This is a genomic window from Streptomyces sp. NPDC091282, from assembly GCF_044757385.1.
Classification (GTDB): domain Bacteria; phylum Actinomycetota; class Actinomycetes; order Streptomycetales; family Streptomycetaceae; genus Streptomyces; species Streptomyces gramineus.
The window spans coordinates 38659-53333 of sequence record NZ_JBIVUX010000002.1; the positions used below are offsets into that span (position 1 = coordinate 38659).

Here is a 14675-nt window from a genome sequence, read left to right on the forward strand (position 1 = left end):
CGCATTACAGCGAGTTACGGCGAGTGCCGTCCTGAAATGACGATCGCCGCTGGCACGTCGCACGTCGGTGCACCCTCCTGCCCTCCCGCGCCTTCAGGGTTCACCCTGCTCGACCTGGCGCAGAGGGACACGACGAGCACCATCGAGCGCACCAGAACTCCTCCTCAAGCGTCCTGCTGGTCCCGTCTGCACAGGTTCTTCCGATGCCGCGGCAGAACAGGGCCCCCCAAGGGCAGGCAGGCTCAGATCTCAGACAGTGAGCGCTGAGCGACAACGTCGGCTCGCCGTCGAGTCGGCTGAACACCAACGCATCACCGCAGTTCGCGCAGTGAAAGCAACACGGGCGGAGTTGACACAGAAATGGCGGGGCAGAACCTGCACGCGCTGAGCCGGGTCGAGGTTCTCGAAGGGGTGGGTCGTCACGGCAGGGCTCCTGCTGAAGGGTGCGGAACGGCTGGGTTTGCGGTGGGGCCCGGCTTAGCGGGCACGGGTGCCGTTGCAGGTGGCCGGCGCGGTGGGCGCCGGTTGCGCAGTGGGACCTGCGGCGCGGCCCGGGGTGGATGTGTTCCAGGCGCCGGGGAACCAGACGGCGGTGTACCGCTCGATGGCGTCACGCAGTCCGGTGGTGACGGCTCCAGCCCACGGTGGCTCGTCCGGAGGGTGATACTTGTGGATCACGCCGTAACCGTGCGTGTTCGGAGAGGTGTTGGTGGCTTCGTCCCTGCGGTGGAAGGTTCCGTGGTCAAGGAAGCTGAGCGCCACCGCGTCGATCTCGCCGCGGTCCGGATGGACCACCGCCACGCGCAACCCGCCGTAGGTGTCGGCTTGGATGGTGCCGGTGAAATCGATCCGCAGCCGCAACTGCCCGCCGGTGGCTGGGAGGGCGAAGTAGGTGTTGCCCACCACCGTGTGGTCGGGGAAGGGGAGGCACAGCTCGGCGAAGAACTCCGGGGCCTGCAGAAGCAAGAAGGATCTCCGGTAAGGGGGTGGGCACTGTCAGCGGCGGGGGCCGGGCAGGGCCGGTCGGCTGGAGGTGCTCCAGCGCGGGACGCTGACAGCGGGCAGCGCGGCAGGGCGGCGGGATACGACGGGGCGCTGCACGTCAAGCGGTGTCGGGGCTGGCGGGCCGGGCGCAATAATCGGGGTGAGATGGGCCATGCCTTTGATGTAGCTGCAGGTGTCGTCGCGCCACCGGGGCAGCGGAGCCGGATCGGCGACGCACTGGGTGACGGCGATGAGCAGTGCGACGGGGGTGTCGGTGCTGGCCGTGGCGTACCAGACGGGCCGTTCAGAGGACTTACCCGCCCACAGTTGCCAACGGGCATCGAGTGTCGTGAGTTCAGTTCCCGGGTCGAGGTCGCCGGTGGTGAACTCAAGGCCGGCGAGGTTGTCCGGGGCCTGGGTGGCGAAGACGCCCCAGCGGGGGCGGTCGATCTCCCATCCTTGTTTCAGCAGGGGTACGACCGCGAGGAAGGGGTCATGGGTCATGGTCGTCGATCCCGGAGACCGGCCGGGCGAGGTAGGCATCCGGCCCCTGCTCGTAGACCGTGGCGAGAGCGGTGGTGAACGCCTGGACGAACTCAGTGGGGACGCGGTCGTTGAAGCAGACGCCCCAGGCCGGCGACCCGAACGGATCGCGGTAGGCGCTGATGCGATAGAGCCCGTCGTCCTCGCCTTCGGGGAGGTAGCCCAGGCGGATCTAATAGCTCGGCAGTGAGCCCGAGCACGGAAGCGCAAGGGCCTGCTGTGTGAGGTGGAAGCCCGCCCCCGTTCCGGGACTGTGATCCCTCGGGTCAGACCGGCTCCTCCTCACGACGACGCCAGGCGGAGGCCCAAGGTGGATCCGGGGATGCGATCCCTTCAGCAAGACCGCGCCCCGCCCGGCGGTAGTCAGCCCGGTTTCACGTCCTCAGCCCGCCGACAGGGGCCGACCTCTCAGAAGTTCGCGAGCCCTGAGCTCTCCAGCAGACCGAGGTCCCTGCCGGTCGCTGGAGACACGAACGGCTCATGAGATGGCGTGCCCCGAGCACTTCTATTAGAGCGCCGCGTGCTCCGCACGGAGCCGACCAGCACAACGACGCAACGCGCAAGGAGAACGAGGTTGAGCAGGATCTTCTGCGGCATCGACTGGGCCGAGAACCACCACGACATCGCGCTGGTGGACCAGGACGGCGCCCAACTGGCCAAGCTGAGGATCAGCGACGACAGCGCCGGCTTCAACGCCCTGCTGGAGCTGCTGGCCCGCCACGGCGACAGCTCCGAAGAGCCCATACCGGTAGCGATCGAGACTCCGCGTGGCCTGCTGGTGGTCGGTCTGCGGGCCACCGGGCGGAAGGTCTACGCGATCAACCCGCTGGCCGCCGCGCGCTACCGCGACCGCAGCAGCGTCGCCCGGGCCAAGTCGGATGCCGCCGATGCCCGCGTGCTGGCCAACATCCTCCGTACGGACATGGCCGCCCACCGGCCGCTGCCCGCCGACAGTGAACTCGTCCAAGCCGTGGCAGCCCTGGCCCGAGCCCACCAGGACGCGATCTGGGACAAGACCCAGATGGTCAACAGACTCCGCTCCCACCTGCGCGAGTACTTCCCCGCCGCCCTCCACGCCTTCCACGGTGCCGGCACGCTGGGCCTCGACTCCAACCACGCCCGGGTAGTCCTGGCCGCGGCGCCCACTCCGGCTGCTGCCGCCCGGCTCACCCGCAGCCAGTTGCGTGCACTGCTCAACCGCGCCGGACGGCTCCGACGCGGGATCGACACCGAGGTCGAACGACTCCGGGAGATCTTCCGCAGGGACTGCCTGCACCACCTGCCGCAGGTCGAACAGGCCATGGGCAGGCAGGCCCGGGCCCTCATCCAGCAGCTCGACGCGACCTGCCGGAGCGTCGACGACCTCGCAACGGCTGTCGAGGAGGCGTTCCTTGCCCACCCGGACTCGGAGATCATCACCAGCTTCCCAGGGCTGTCGGTGACGTCCGGGGCCCGGGTCCTTGCCGAGATCGGCGACGACCGGGAGCGGTTCGCCGACGCCCGGGCATTGAAGGCATACGTCGGCGCCGCCCCGGTGACCCGTGCCTCCGGCCGCAGCCGAGTCGTGGTCGCCAGGGCCGTCAAGAACCAACGCCTGGCCTCAGCCGGCTACATGTGGGCCTTCGCCGCCCTGCGCTCGCACGAACCCCGTGAGCACTACGACGGCCGACGCGCCACCGGCGAACGGCACACCGCAGCCCTGCGGAACCTGTTCAACAAGCTCCTCGGGTGACTCTACCACTGCCTGAAGACCCGTACCCTCTACGATCCCGCACTGGCGTTCGCGCACTCCCTCGCGCTCGCCGCATGACCCGCGCCGGTAGCGGCGTGACTTCAGCCGACCCAGGGGCCTGGGAGCTCTTCACGGACGGTCTCAAGATCGGAAATCGTGCGCCCACGCGCATGGATCCACGACTGGTCCTGAAGGCCGTCCCGGCGCACCAACCGGCCAGGAGCCGCGTACCAGCGGACCGGCGAGCCGTCCTCGCTCGCCCACATCGGATGGTCGGGCAGGCCGACCCGGGCATAGCGGGCGTAAAGATCCGGCATCAGTGTGTCGGGCAGCTCGCAGGCGTCATAGAGGTTGTCCGGCGCAAAGAGCGACTCGCCCAGCACCAGCTCCACCCACGCCAGGGACATTTGGTCGAGAAAGGGAATCCACCCCTGATGCGATTCCACCACCACCGGGGGATCGTCCTGCTCGATCTGAGCCAGCGGGATTCCCCAGGAAGCGCAGTCCTGGTTCTCACGCCGGTAGACGAGGACGCCGCCCAGGGCGTCATTGACATAGAGGCCGGATGGCTTGACCAGAGGGTCCTGCTGCCGGGTCATGTCGTCCCGGCGGCCGAAGAGCGCGTACCCCTCACTCAAGGCGGCAGGCAGCTCGAATCCCAGATCGGCCTCTACGACCGCCAACTCGTGTGCGGTGACGCCGTCTTCCGGATCCAGTGGACGGCCCATCCAGGCGTCGGCGAACCAGCGCAGGAACTCCCACGCATCGGAGCGGGTACGCACCCCGCTTCGCAGAGCCACAGCTACATCAGGACCGTCCAGCATGTCGAGGACGCTACCGCCTTCTGTAACCGCGCGGCGAGCCGCTGGAGGCCCCACCCCCAATCGCCGACGGCTCAACTTGACCCGCCAACGACATGAGATGTCTTGCTGTCGGGAGCGCTGACGTAGCCGTTGCCGATTATGTGGAATCAAAATTGTCAAGGCTGCGACGAGTAGGGCGGGACGGCCACGTCGACGGACGTCCTGCTCCGCGCGGGCGTCCGCGCCCGATCCCCCCAGTCGTTTCTCGGAGTCAACTGTCCGTAACGACCTCGTGACGCATGTTAACCAATCTGATCTTGTGAGGTTGTTGTGAACAGTGCGAAGATCCCTTCTCGTTCGTCTGCTCAAGATCAGAAGGGATTCTTTGTATGATGCAAGGTTTGTTAAGTCGGTGGAGAACCTGGGTAGTTGCTGGAGTCGCGGGTGGGCTCCTAGCGTGCGTGGGCGCAGCGCCGCCGTCCGAGGCTGCATCCGTGTCACCGGCAACGACAAAGGCAAGTGACCAGTCCCGCTCCTCGGCGCGTCGACCTTTTCACGAGGTAAAGCCGAGCAAGGCGCAGATACGGGCGGCCAGGAAGGCGGCATCCCGTGTCCCGGACTTCGGTTCGCGAGAGAAGGTCGTCCGTGGCTGGCGCAAGCATCAGCTCACGGTGGACCAGATGGTGCGTTATGGCATCAACTCGGTTTTCGACCCGACTGCCGTCCCGAAAACGTGGCGTACGTCGGCATCGTTCCAGGAGATCGCGCCCCTGTACCTGACGTACCTGTTTCAGCAGGCCCGTAACGCGTCTCCCAAAACTCGATTGTGGGCCAAGCGGATCCAGGCGTCACTGCAGCGTCCCGTCCGTGTCACCAACGTACACCCCAACTATGCGCCCATCACGCCGCGCTCCACGGCGAAGAAGAGTTCCCTCAACTCGGCCGCTGCTTCGTCGGCCGGCTCGCGCGTGTTGCTGTCGTCCGTCTCCGGGACGAGCACGAGCAGTGATCCTGGGTGCAGCAGCCAGTCCTACTTCGACACGGGCACCTTGTTCGTGTCGCACCCCTACTACTGCCTCTACGCCACCGAGCACTTCGCCCTTCTCTACAACCACAATCAGGGACTGCCGGAGTCCAGTGGCGCCAACGGCGTGCCGACCGCGATCGTGGAAATGGCGAATGCCGCAGAGGAGGCGTACGCCATCTACACATCCGGCGAGCAGGTCGGCTCGGTCACCATCCCCGGCCTGGGATACCGAGAGCCGGACGGTCGCGTCACCATCTTCGTGGGCGATGTGGCCCACGACACCAGCAGCGACGCGGCCGGCTTCACTCTCCCGGTCGGCCCGGGGGAGCAGCCCTCGATCTGGATGCCGCAGGACCCGAGACACTACGACGCTCTCGTGCGGCATGAGCTGTTCCACGCGTTCCAGTACCAGTACCTCTCGACGAGCGGCTTCATATGGGATGCGGCCACCCAGTGGTTCCAGGGAGACTTCGCCTCGCTGAACTGGTGGATGGAGTCCACCGCCCAGTGGGCCACCGGACAGACCTACACGCGAGACCCGTACTGGCCGCTGTCCTACGACCCGGGCTGGTCGTCGAACGGCTTCTGGAGTTCCGAGAGCCAGTACCAGGCAGCGCAGCGGTCCTACTACCTCGGTGCCCTCGATGACTTCCTCGAAGCACCAGGGCGCGCGCTCAATGCCTGGGACGGGCTGTCGGCCTCCCGGCAGTACGGCGAGTTCCCCCTCGCGGAGTATCTGAGCGAGCGGGCGGGGACGCCGGACGCAGTCCGCAAGACGTGGGAGACCATCAGCGAGCACGACGTCTTGCCACTCGATGCGGTCAGCACGGTCTTTGCCGGATATGGCCTTGATCTGCACGAGGAATTGATGGGTTTCGCCATCGCGAACTACCGGCTCTCCGCCCCTGGCACGACGTGGTCGCAGCAGGCCAACTCGGGCAAGGGCGCCAATGTGACGGTGGGCGGCTACACGACTGCCGAAGCGGGCACCGCCTGGCGGGACGCGCTGAACAGCGCAGGCTCGGACACCTACGGCCCGGCACGGCCCGCGCACGAGACGTACGATCTGGCGTGGTCCGGCTCGGCGGCGAGTACCGGTACCCAGACCGCGAGCCTGCAGCCGGGCGGAACGCTGTACGCGGATCTCGTCCCGAAGGACACGGGTGCCTCGGGCCAGCTGGGTCTGCTGACGGTCCAGGTGCCCGCGGAGGTGAGCGCAGCGCTCATCAAGTGGCCCCGCGCGTCCTTTTCCGGCGGGATCCAGTACCCGACCGTCACCCAGCTCGACAGGCCCGACAGCGGCACCATCTCCGTGCCTGTCGACGACGCCCGGTTCATCGAGACGCTCGTCCTGACCCGCACGGACTTCAACGCGGACTCCACTGCGGCCAAGGGTGACACGGAGACGGTCTCCTGGCAGGCCAAGCTCACCTCCTTCAACCAGTTGGACCTGTCCACCGCCAACCGGCGCGGCGCTGTTGCGGGCCTGTACGACTGGTCCAAGGCGGGCTACCGCAGCGGGGCGGGTTTGCCGACGGCTGCGGACATGAACTCGGACGCCAGCTGTGAGATCACCGCGGACGAGCTCGCCACGCAGTACGGGGTGGTCCCCGACGACGGCGTCGACGACACCGCCGGGCTGCAGAACGCCATCGACTCCATCAAGGCCAACTGCTCGCCCTCGGCCTCTTACACCAAGCTCAGCCGGATCACGCTGCCCGTCGGCGTCATCAACGTCTCCCACCAGATCTACGTCGACGCGGACTACCTGGTCATCCGCGGGTCTGGAGCGGACCCGAACACCGGCACGGCCATCCACTTCGCGCCGGACGCCAACACCCGCTACGACACGATCACCGCCGACGGCACCGACTGGGACCAGGACGCCATGACCTCCGGTTCTGCCTCCGGCGGCTGGATCTGGCCCGGCCGCGCCCTGTTCCGCGTCCAGTCCCGCGCGATCAACTCCGCCTACGCCACCGAGTACGCGGCAGCCCCCGCCAACCGCAAGGACCTCTTCGAAGGCACCGTCAACGTGCACTGGAAGGTCGGCGTGAAACTGCGGGACAAGCCCGGCGACACCGGCTTCGCCGCCCGCACCGGCGACACCAAGGTCTACCTCGCCACCAACGCCAGCCTGACCAACCTCAAGGTCGGCGGGTACGTCAACATCCGCGCGGCCAACAGCGTCAAGTTCTACGAGAGCATGAACGCCACCGGCACCCAGTGGCCGCTGCTCAACCTGCATATGCGCCAGCAGATCTTCGCCATCACCGCGGTCGACTCCACCAACAAGATCATCACGGTGGACAAGCCCCTGGAGTACGACGTCCCCGTCACCTCCATCTCCGACGGCTCCGCCCAGATCGGCGGCACGACCTTCGACTCCAAAGCCTCCCCGCTGGTCGATCCCGTCCTGGGCGTGGGCTTCGAGAACTTCTACCTCACTCAGGACGAGCCGAACCTGAAGCGCGGCGACGCCACCCACAACTACGGCAACATGGACCCGGCCGGCGCGATGAACGGCATCCTGTTCAAGTGGGCCGTCAACGGCTGGGTGCACGGCATCCACACCGAGATGACCGGCTCCCACCCCATCGTCACCGAAGAGGCCAAGAACCTCACCGTCACCGGCAACTACCTCGACGGCGCCTGGAACAAGGGCAAGGGCGGCCGGGGCTACTTCCGAGGCTCCCGCGTCTGGGACTCCGTCTACGCCGGAAACATCTCCCGCAACCTGCGCCACTTCACCTTCCAGTGGTCCGCCAGCGGAAACGTCGCCATCGGTAACGACCTCGACTCCGACCTCAACCTGCACGGCGGGTACGAACGCAACAACCTCTTCGAACTCAACACCGTCCACGTGCCCTACGCCCACCGCTCCGCGAACTGCACCGTCAACTGCGGTGAGGAAGGCGGCGGAGGCACCGACGACTCCGACTGGTACCCGATCTGGTGGGCCGCCGGCCAGAAGGCCGTCAAATGGTCCGGGTCCTCCGGCTACCGCAACGTCTTCTTCAACAACACCATGACCAAACGCCTCGACAACGACGTCGCCGGACCCATCGTCACCTTCTACAGCGAGCCACACCGCATCTTCGAGTTCGGCTGGGACGGCACCGCCTTCCACCATCTCGACGTCGGCGGCACGCCCATCAGCGACTGGGCCCACAACGAAACCAACAACTACTCACCCGACATCACCGGCACCAGCCACGGCGTCGACAACACCATGACCGACTCCGGATCGTCCCTCTTCCTCACCACCGTTCCCGCACCCTGAGAACGCACCGCCAGCCCTAAGACTGGCACTCCGGCTGGCCGGGTGCCGTACGTTTTACCCCCCACGGCACCCCGGCCGGTCGGTAGCCCCATCACACACCCTCCCCGGAACCGGATCCGGCAGCTCCGCCCAGGGCCGGGCGAGCAGCGTGAACCAACGCGCGGACATGCAGATCAGACGCACACTATCTATTCAAGGAGTTGAAATGAAAACGCCGGAAACCAAGTCGGACTCGCGTGGCCACCCTAGATGGCGCCGGACGCTGCTCGCTATTAGCGGCACTGCCGTCGTCCTGCTCGGCGCCACGGGATGCCAGCCAGGAGCAGTATTCACCGTCGACAACAAGACATCCGAAGCACTCAGACTTTATACGAGCGTCTCCTCGCCCACCGGTTCCAAACCTGACGTGCGTCAGCTGATGGGTGTCGGACCGGGAAAGGATTCCGGCCCCGACATCAACAATATCCCCGGCCTGTACAGCAACAACTGCAGTAAAGGCGTCAGCCTCATCGCCATCGGAGCCACCTCAGGCAAGCGGTACGACTACGGCCCGCCCGTGTGCAAGGGCAAGACCTGGACCATCGACGACTCCACCCCCACCGACCCGAGCACCGGTGAGTAATCAGGTTGAACTCGTAGAGCCGGTGACCCGTGGCGCTTCTTGATCGCTGCGGTACCACGCCGTCATGCGTTACGCGCATGAGGGAGGGCTGACACCCAGAGAGCAGGAGAAGTGGGAGCGGGTGCGTCTTGAGGCGGCCGAGCGGTTTGCTCGTGCTGCGAAATCCGAGGCGGTCGCGAGGGAGCCTCGGGTGACGCCACAGCCGGTGCGGCGCTGGCGGCGGGAGTGGGAGGAGAACTGTGCAGTCGCTCCCCCCTGCGCTCGAAGGGGCCGGCCTCGGTGGAATGGGTGAGCCCTGAGCAGTGGGAGCGGCTGGAGCGGGGTCCGCTCGCGCACGGCTGGGACGACGAGTTTCAGGGCGGGGCGCTGAAGCGGGTCACGCTGCTGATCGAGCGGATGTTCCGCGTCGGGTACTTGGTCCAGGGCGTGTGGAAGCTGTTGCGGCGGCACGGCTGGCCCGCGCAGGTGCCCGTGCAGCAAGCGATCGAACGCGACGACGAGGCGATCGAGGTGTGGAACGCCGAGGTGTGGCCGCGGGTAAAGGGCCGCTGCGGGCGGAATCCATGCCGGCGAGGAGGGTAGGTCACGGTTGATTCCCGTTACCCTGGCGGACTTCCACGATCGGCAGCATGGTGACGGTGGCGGGGATGCCCAGTTCACGTGGCGTCGGCCCTGCGGGCGTGGGGGTGTCGGTGAGTCGGTCGAGGAGCGCGTCAATGGCGGCATGGCCGTCGTCGACGGCGGCCCGTTCGTCCTCCGTCAGCGGGATTGAGGCAAGCATGCGCTGCAGGTTCTCTCTGGCTTCGAGAAGTTGCGCCTTGCTCGATCCCTTGGGGGTGTAGAAGTCGCAACGGGCGCAGGCCATGCGGTGTTGGCACTGTTCGAAGAAGGAGTAGGTGCACCAGCCGTGGCCCAGGTCGTAGTACTGCCAGGGTTCTCCGGTGGCCGCCCGGCCGGAGGCGACGGCGTCGCGGTCGACGCGGACCTCGATGGTGCGTACGTTCCGGGCGAAGTAGCCGGCTTCGCTGTACGCCGTGGCCAGTGTCTTGGGGGAGATCTTTAATGGTGGAGTCGGGTATTGGAACTCTCTGAATGCCCTGCCGCCGGGACTCCGTGTGGGCCCCGGCATGCTGCGGACCTGTTTCAGGTCAGGTCGGTGCGAGGGTCGATAGCCCAGTGGTTGGTGTGCAGGACTCGACCGGCGAAGGGCACGTCTTGCTTGCCCAGGAATCGGAAGCCGAGGGTGCGACAGATGCCGTTGGACGCAGCGTTGGTTGTTGCGGGGAATGCGTGTATCAGCCCCCACCGGCCGTCGTCGCGGGCCAGCTCAAGCAGCGTGCGGACGCCCTGCTTCCCGAGTCCCCGTCCCTGGTACTCCGGCAGCACCATCCAGCCGATTTCGGAGATGCGCTCGCCGTCTGCGTCATGGGCCCACAAGGTCACGGTTCCCGCGACCACGTCCAGCTCGGCCTCATCGGGCACGATCATCTTTGTCCAGTCGGTGTCCGCTGCCACCCGTTGAACATCACGTTGGACCTTCGCCTCCATGCCCTCGCGAGGCAGCGGCCCACCCAGCTCAGCCATCATGACCGGGTCGCATCGCATCCGGACGTAGGCGTCGACGTCGCCGTACTCAACATCACGTAGCAGCATCTGTGTTGCTCCCTTGCCTTTGGATTCAGACGTCATGGTGGCGGCTGACCTCAGCCGCATAGGCGCCCCAGTCCCCGGCGGCGGCTCGCTGCCATTTGACGGCGACGGTGATGTCTATGCCGAGGGTGCGGGCGAGGACGGCGGCGGGCAGCTCGGTGGCGAGCTGGAAGAGCGCGGTCGAGCGGGCTTCCGCGAGCCGGATGCCGAGTTTGCGGAGTCGTTCGCCCATGGCCCAGGCACTGATCGGACGGCCGGGCTGGCCGCCGGGGAAGAGCCAGGGTGACTCTGTTCGGCCGAGGACGGCATGGCTGCGGCGAACCGCGACCTGCTGTCGGGCCAGGTCAGCGACGGGTGCGGGAAGCTCGACCGGAACGGCGTCGAGGCGGATGCGCACGGCTCCGTCCATCTCCTCGATGTGGTCGACGGTGAGCCGGGAGATCGCCGCGGGCCACTGGGCATAGAGGAGCAACAGCAGTCCTGCCAGGCGGTCTTCGGGCTTGAGAGTGCCGTCGTGCAGCAGACGGCGGGCGGTGTCCCAGCGGGCCTCGTCGTCCATCGCCTGGGAGGGGCCGTTCCACCGCTCGGCCGGGAAGCTGAGATCGCGGGCGGTCTTCCGGGCCAGGGCCCAGCGCACGAAGTGGCCTGCCTCCCGGCGATGGCGGACGTCGTCGCTGGTCATCCAGCGTTCAAGGTCGGCCTGGCGGCAGGTGGCCAGGGTCAGGTTCTGTTCCTCGAGCCAGTCCAGGAGATGGACGGCCGCCCGCAGATGCTGGCGGGCGACCGTGAGCTGGTAGTGCGTGATCTCCTTGCCGCGGCTGCGCTGGCGGAGCCGGCGCAGGAGATGCCATGTTGCGTACCGGTGCAGGATTTTCCGTCCCTCGGTCGTCGCGTGGGAGGTGACGAGGTCCTTCACGACCAGGCCACCTGCAGTTTCTCGCCCGCCTGATGCAATTCCCGAGGGTTGATGTAGCGCATGGTGGAGTCGGTGTGCCGGTGCCCGGCGAAGGTGGCGATTGCGTGCACCTCCCAGCCCATCCGCGCCAGGTCGGTCAGGCACAAGTGCCGTGTGGTGTGCGTAGAGAAGCGCTCCACCGCAGCCGCCAAGGCGATCCGGCGTACCACCTTCGACCACGTCCACAGGCTCAGCGGCTGGGCGAAGTTGCGCCGCGACTCGGACAGAAATAGCCCACCGCGCGCCCGGCTGACCATGACCCTGTGCATCAGGTATTGCGACAGCAGCACTCCGGTCGTCGCCGAGTAGGGCACTACTCGTTCCCGCCGGCTCTTGGTTGTCTCCGCCCGCACCCGCACCAGCCGCCGCCCCGGGTCCAGGTCGTCAGTGCGCAGCGAGCACAACTCCTCCCGCCGTAGCGCGGCATCGTAGGCCAGAGCCAGCATCAACCGGGTGCGCACCGGCTCGGCGGCGGCTACCGTCAGGACGGCCCGCCACTGCTCGTCGCTGGGGATCCAGGGAAGTTTCTCCAGCCTGCGCACTAACCCACGCTGTCGCCCACCGCCTCGGGGCCCAGCGATATAACGGCCCCGGCCGACAGGATTGTCTTGGCGCAGTCCTTCCTCGACCAGGAAGTCGTAGAACAACCGCACTGACACCAGACGCTGCTGGAGCGTCGCGTTCGACAACCCAGCACCCGAGTCCAGAGCTACGACGTTGACGCCCCGATGGCTCGGCCGTGACTCCAGCTCTCGAACATGCAGAGCGATATGGGCACGCGTGGCACGCGCCGGGTCCACGCTCTCCCGCTCGCACAACTCCAGGTACTCCGCCAGCCCCCGGGCGTAGGCATCGATCGTCCTCGGCGCCCGTCCCAAGTCCTGCCACACCTGTAGCCAGGCCGCCGCCTGCTGGTGCCGCCCAAGTATCGGCCACTTCTCCCTCAGCTCGACCATCTAATACCGCTGATCCCTTCGGTGCGTGGGCCCCCGTTTGCTCCCACCAGCCTCGCAAGTGATTCCACGTAACTTCTAGGTCGTCGTGGCGGAGGTCCCAGCCCAGATCGGTGAGCGGGGCGAGGGCCAGGTCGCCGATTGCGGTGCTTGAGGCCAGGTGGCGCGGAAAGACGTATACGTCTCCGTCGATCTCGCGCAGGTCGGCGTTGAGGGTCACGGGTTCCTGAGGAGTCGAAGGCGGGTCAAGCAGCGAGTGCCAGAGCTTCCCGGAGGGCGTCGGCGGAGCCTGTGTAGTGCAGCGTCCTCAGACCCAAGCGGGCGGCGGCCTGGCAGTTGTCGGCACGGTCGTCGACGAACAGAACGCGTCGCGGATCGGGAACCCCGGTGGCGGCCAACGCCTGTTCGTACGCGGCGGGATCGGGCTTGCACCGGCCTAGGCGGGCGGAGTACAGGGCGTCGGTCATCAGCTCGCGCCGCCATGCGGTGGCGTCCAGCGTGTCGCTGAGGTGGGCCGGGGCGTTGGAGAGCAGCACCATGGGCAGCCTCGCCCTTGCCCTCCGGGCGCGGTGCAGGATGTCGAGGACGCGCGGGTCGGTGCGCAGCCACATCGCGGTGTCGGCGGCCCGCAGGGTGCGCAGCCACCGCGGACCGGGGTGGTGGCCGAGCACCTTCGCCCAGTAGGCGAGATCGCTCAGTTCGCCTGCGTCGTAGGCGTTGCGGGGAGCCCAGAAGGCGTCCTGGAAGGAGGGCAGGTGCCGGCCGGGCCATTCGGCGAGGTCGGCGAGGCGGGTCCACATGCTGGTGGTGGGCTGCGTGCCGAGGACGCCGTTGTAGTCGAGGATCAGGGCGGACACGCCGGTCGGGGAGTCGGAGGTGTGGGTCAAGGGGCGGGTGTCTCCAGGGTTTTGGGGGCGAGGGCTGCGACGGTGGCGGCGAGGAGGGCGGGCAGGAGCAGTGCGTGCGGCAGGGTGGTAGCGCTGGCGAGGGCGCCGATGAGGGCGGGGCCGGCGAGCAGGCCGACGTAGCCGGTGACCGCGACGGTGGCGACCGCGCGGGGGCCGCCGATACCGGCGGCGGTGATCAGGCTGGGGATGGTGACGGACAGGCCCAGGCCGAAGGCTGCCCAGCCGAGCAGGGCGGTGGCGATGGTCGAGGCCGCGAGTCCGGTGGTGAGGCCGAGCGCGGCCAGGGCGGCGCCGGTGCGGACGACGGCGGGGGCACCGTAGCGAGCGGTGAGCCGGTCTCCGGCGAGGCGGCCCGCGGCCATGGCCGCGCTGTAGGCGGCGTACGCTGCGGCGCCGGTCGCGGCCGTGGCGCCGAGGTCGTGCAGGTGGACGGCGGCCCAGTCAGCGGCGGCCCCCTCGCCCAGCAGGGTGGCGGCAGCCAGCAGGCCCAGCAGCCACACCCGGGACCGCGAAAGACGGCCGTGCTCGTCCAGGCCCCCGGTCTGACGGCGGGGTTCGCGCCGGAGTCCGGGTGCGGCAACACGGCGGGTGAGCCGGGTCGCCGCACCGGCCGCTGTGGCGGCGACGGCTCCGACGACGGCGAACAGAGCGGTGTGGGACGTGGATGTGGTCGCCGCGGCCAGCGCCGCGCCGGCGAGAGCGCCGAGGCTGTAGCTCGCGTGCAGCCCGGCCATGATCGGGCGCCCGTGGGCGTCCTGGCAGCGGACCGCCGAGGCGTTGGCCGCGACGTCGAGGACGCCGTGCGCGGCGCCGAAGACGAACGCGACCACCAGGAGGTTCACCAGGGTGTCGCAGAATCCGAGGGCGGCGAGACCGGCACCCAGGCCGATGGCCCCGCCGGTCAGCAGCGCAGGCAGGCGGGCCGGGCGGGCGAGGCGGCCGCCTGCCTGGAGTCCCGCGACCATGCCCAGGGCCGCGGATAGCAGGACCAGGGCGAGCCCTGGGGTGTTCACGTCGGCGCTGGTCTGAACAGCGGGGATGCGCGCTCCCCAGACGGCCATCACGATCCCCAGGCAGGCGAAGTACCCGGTCAGCAGACGGCGGCTGTGGCGGGGCAGGGCATCGGTGCCTGCCTCAATATCGGTCATGGATGCTTTCGGTAGGTCGGGACTCGCCACGGAATCAGGACGTGCGTGAGCGTGGCGTGGAGGGGCC

11 protein-coding genes and 2 pseudogenes are annotated in these 14675 nt (G+C 67.9%); 4 read left to right on the forward strand and 9 right to left on the reverse strand.

The window, feature by feature from the left end; translation table 11 throughout:
- Positions 1-477 precede the first annotated feature (477 nt).
- Both ACIQOE_RS07220 and ACIQOE_RS07225 read right to left on the reverse strand, forming a co-directional pair.
- On the reverse strand, positions 478-966 hold the full coding sequence (locus tag ACIQOE_RS07220) for a hypothetical protein (RefSeq protein ID WP_401410188.1): 489 nt from the start codon (positions 964-966) through the stop codon (positions 478-480).
- 30 nt (positions 967-996) lie between these two features.
- A pseudogene (locus ACIQOE_RS07225) lies at positions 997-1699 on the reverse strand (DUF317 domain-containing protein); the annotation flags it as partial.
- Between the two features lie 402 nt (positions 1700-2101).
- Here ACIQOE_RS07225 and ACIQOE_RS07230 point away from each other — a divergent pair.
- A pseudogene (locus ACIQOE_RS07230) lies at positions 2102-3337 on the forward strand (IS110 family transposase).
- A gap of 23 nt (positions 3338-3360) precedes the next feature.
- On the opposite strand, the gene ACIQOE_RS07235 reads toward ACIQOE_RS07230, so the two are convergent.
- Complete coding sequence (locus ACIQOE_RS07235) at positions 3361-4083, reverse strand: SMI1/KNR4 family protein (RefSeq protein ID WP_401410190.1); 723 nt, start codon at positions 4081-4083, stop codon at positions 3361-3363.
- A gap of 1034 nt (positions 4084-5117) precedes the next feature.
- On the opposite strand from ACIQOE_RS07235, the gene ACIQOE_RS07240 reads away from it, so the two are divergent.
- The 3 genes from ACIQOE_RS07240 (at position 5118) to ACIQOE_RS07250 (ending at position 9576) form a co-directional block, all read left to right on the forward strand.
- A complete protein-coding gene (locus ACIQOE_RS07240) occupies positions 5118-8372 on the forward strand; it encodes a hypothetical protein (RefSeq protein WP_401410192.1) in 3255 nt (1084 codons plus the stop codon).
- Positions 8373-8577: 205 nt separating this feature from the next.
- A complete protein-coding gene (locus ACIQOE_RS07245) occupies positions 8578-8994 on the forward strand; it encodes a hypothetical protein (RefSeq protein WP_401410194.1) in 417 nt (138 codons plus the stop codon).
- 288 nt (positions 8995-9282) lie between these two features.
- On the forward strand, positions 9283-9576 hold the full coding sequence (locus ACIQOE_RS07250; protein ID WP_401410196.1) for a winged helix-turn-helix domain-containing protein: 294 nt from the start codon (positions 9283-9285) through the stop codon (positions 9574-9576).
- 1 nt (position 9577) lies between these two features.
- On the opposite strand, the gene ACIQOE_RS07255 is transcribed toward ACIQOE_RS07250, so the two are convergent.
- The 6 genes from ACIQOE_RS07255 to ACIQOE_RS07280 form a co-directional block, all read right to left on the reverse strand.
- On the reverse strand, positions 9578-10123 hold the full coding sequence (locus ACIQOE_RS07255) for a hypothetical protein (RefSeq protein WP_401410198.1): 546 nt from the start codon (positions 10121-10123) through the stop codon (positions 9578-9580).
- A 14-nt stretch (positions 10124-10137) separates the two neighbouring features.
- The gene (locus ACIQOE_RS07260; RefSeq protein ID WP_365568545.1) at positions 10138-10647 is read right to left on the reverse strand and encodes a GNAT family N-acetyltransferase; all 510 of its coding nucleotides are present in this window, start codon (positions 10645-10647) and stop codon (positions 10138-10140) included.
- 25 nt (positions 10648-10672) lie between these two features.
- On the reverse strand, positions 10673-11560 hold the full coding sequence (locus ACIQOE_RS07265) for a hypothetical protein (RefSeq protein ID WP_401410200.1): 888 nt from the start codon (positions 11558-11560) through the stop codon (positions 10673-10675).
- Positions 11557-12555 carry a tyrosine-type recombinase/integrase gene (locus tag ACIQOE_RS07270; protein WP_401410202.1) on the reverse strand — a complete coding sequence of 333 codons (999 nt, stop codon included), beginning with the start codon at positions 12553-12555 and terminating at the stop codon, positions 11557-11559. Before ACIQOE_RS07270 ends, ACIQOE_RS07265 begins: the two co-directional genes overlap by 4 nt.
- A gap of 242 nt (positions 12556-12797) precedes the next feature.
- Positions 12798-13439 carry an HAD-IA family hydrolase gene (locus ACIQOE_RS07275; protein ID WP_401410204.1) on the reverse strand — a complete coding sequence of 214 codons (642 nt, stop codon included), beginning with the start codon at positions 13437-13439 and terminating at the stop codon, positions 12798-12800.
- A complete protein-coding gene (locus tag ACIQOE_RS07280) occupies positions 13436-14608 on the reverse strand; it encodes an MFS transporter (protein ID WP_401410206.1) in 1173 nt (390 codons plus the stop codon). The genes ACIQOE_RS07275 and ACIQOE_RS07280 overlap by 4 nt, the downstream gene beginning before the upstream one ends.
- Between the last annotated feature and the right edge of the window lie 67 nt (positions 14609-14675).

Excerpts from the sequence above, each read along its gene's own strand:
- ACIQOE_RS07235 (WP_401410190.1), bottom strand. The coding sequence starts at position 4,083 with ATGCTGGACGGTCCTGATGTAGCTGTGGCTCTGCGAAGCGGGGTGCGT.
- ACIQOE_RS07270 (WP_401410202.1), bottom strand. The coding sequence starts at position 12,555 with ATGGTCGAGCTGAGGGAGAAGTGGCCGATACTTGGGCGGCACCAGCAG.
- ACIQOE_RS07260 (WP_365568545.1), bottom strand. The coding sequence starts at position 10,647 with ATGCTGCTACGTGATGTTGAGTACGGCGACGTCGACGCCTACGTCCGG.
- ACIQOE_RS07280 (WP_401410206.1), bottom strand. The coding sequence starts at position 14,608 with ATGACCGATATTGAGGCAGGCACCGATGCCCTGCCCCGCCACAGCCGC.
- ACIQOE_RS07245 (WP_401410194.1), top strand. The coding sequence starts at position 8,578 with ATGAAAACGCCGGAAACCAAGTCGGACTCGCGTGGCCACCCTAGATGG.
- ACIQOE_RS07255 (WP_401410198.1), bottom strand. The coding sequence starts at position 10,123 with ATGCCGGGGCCCACACGGAGTCCCGGCGGCAGGGCATTCAGAGAGTTC.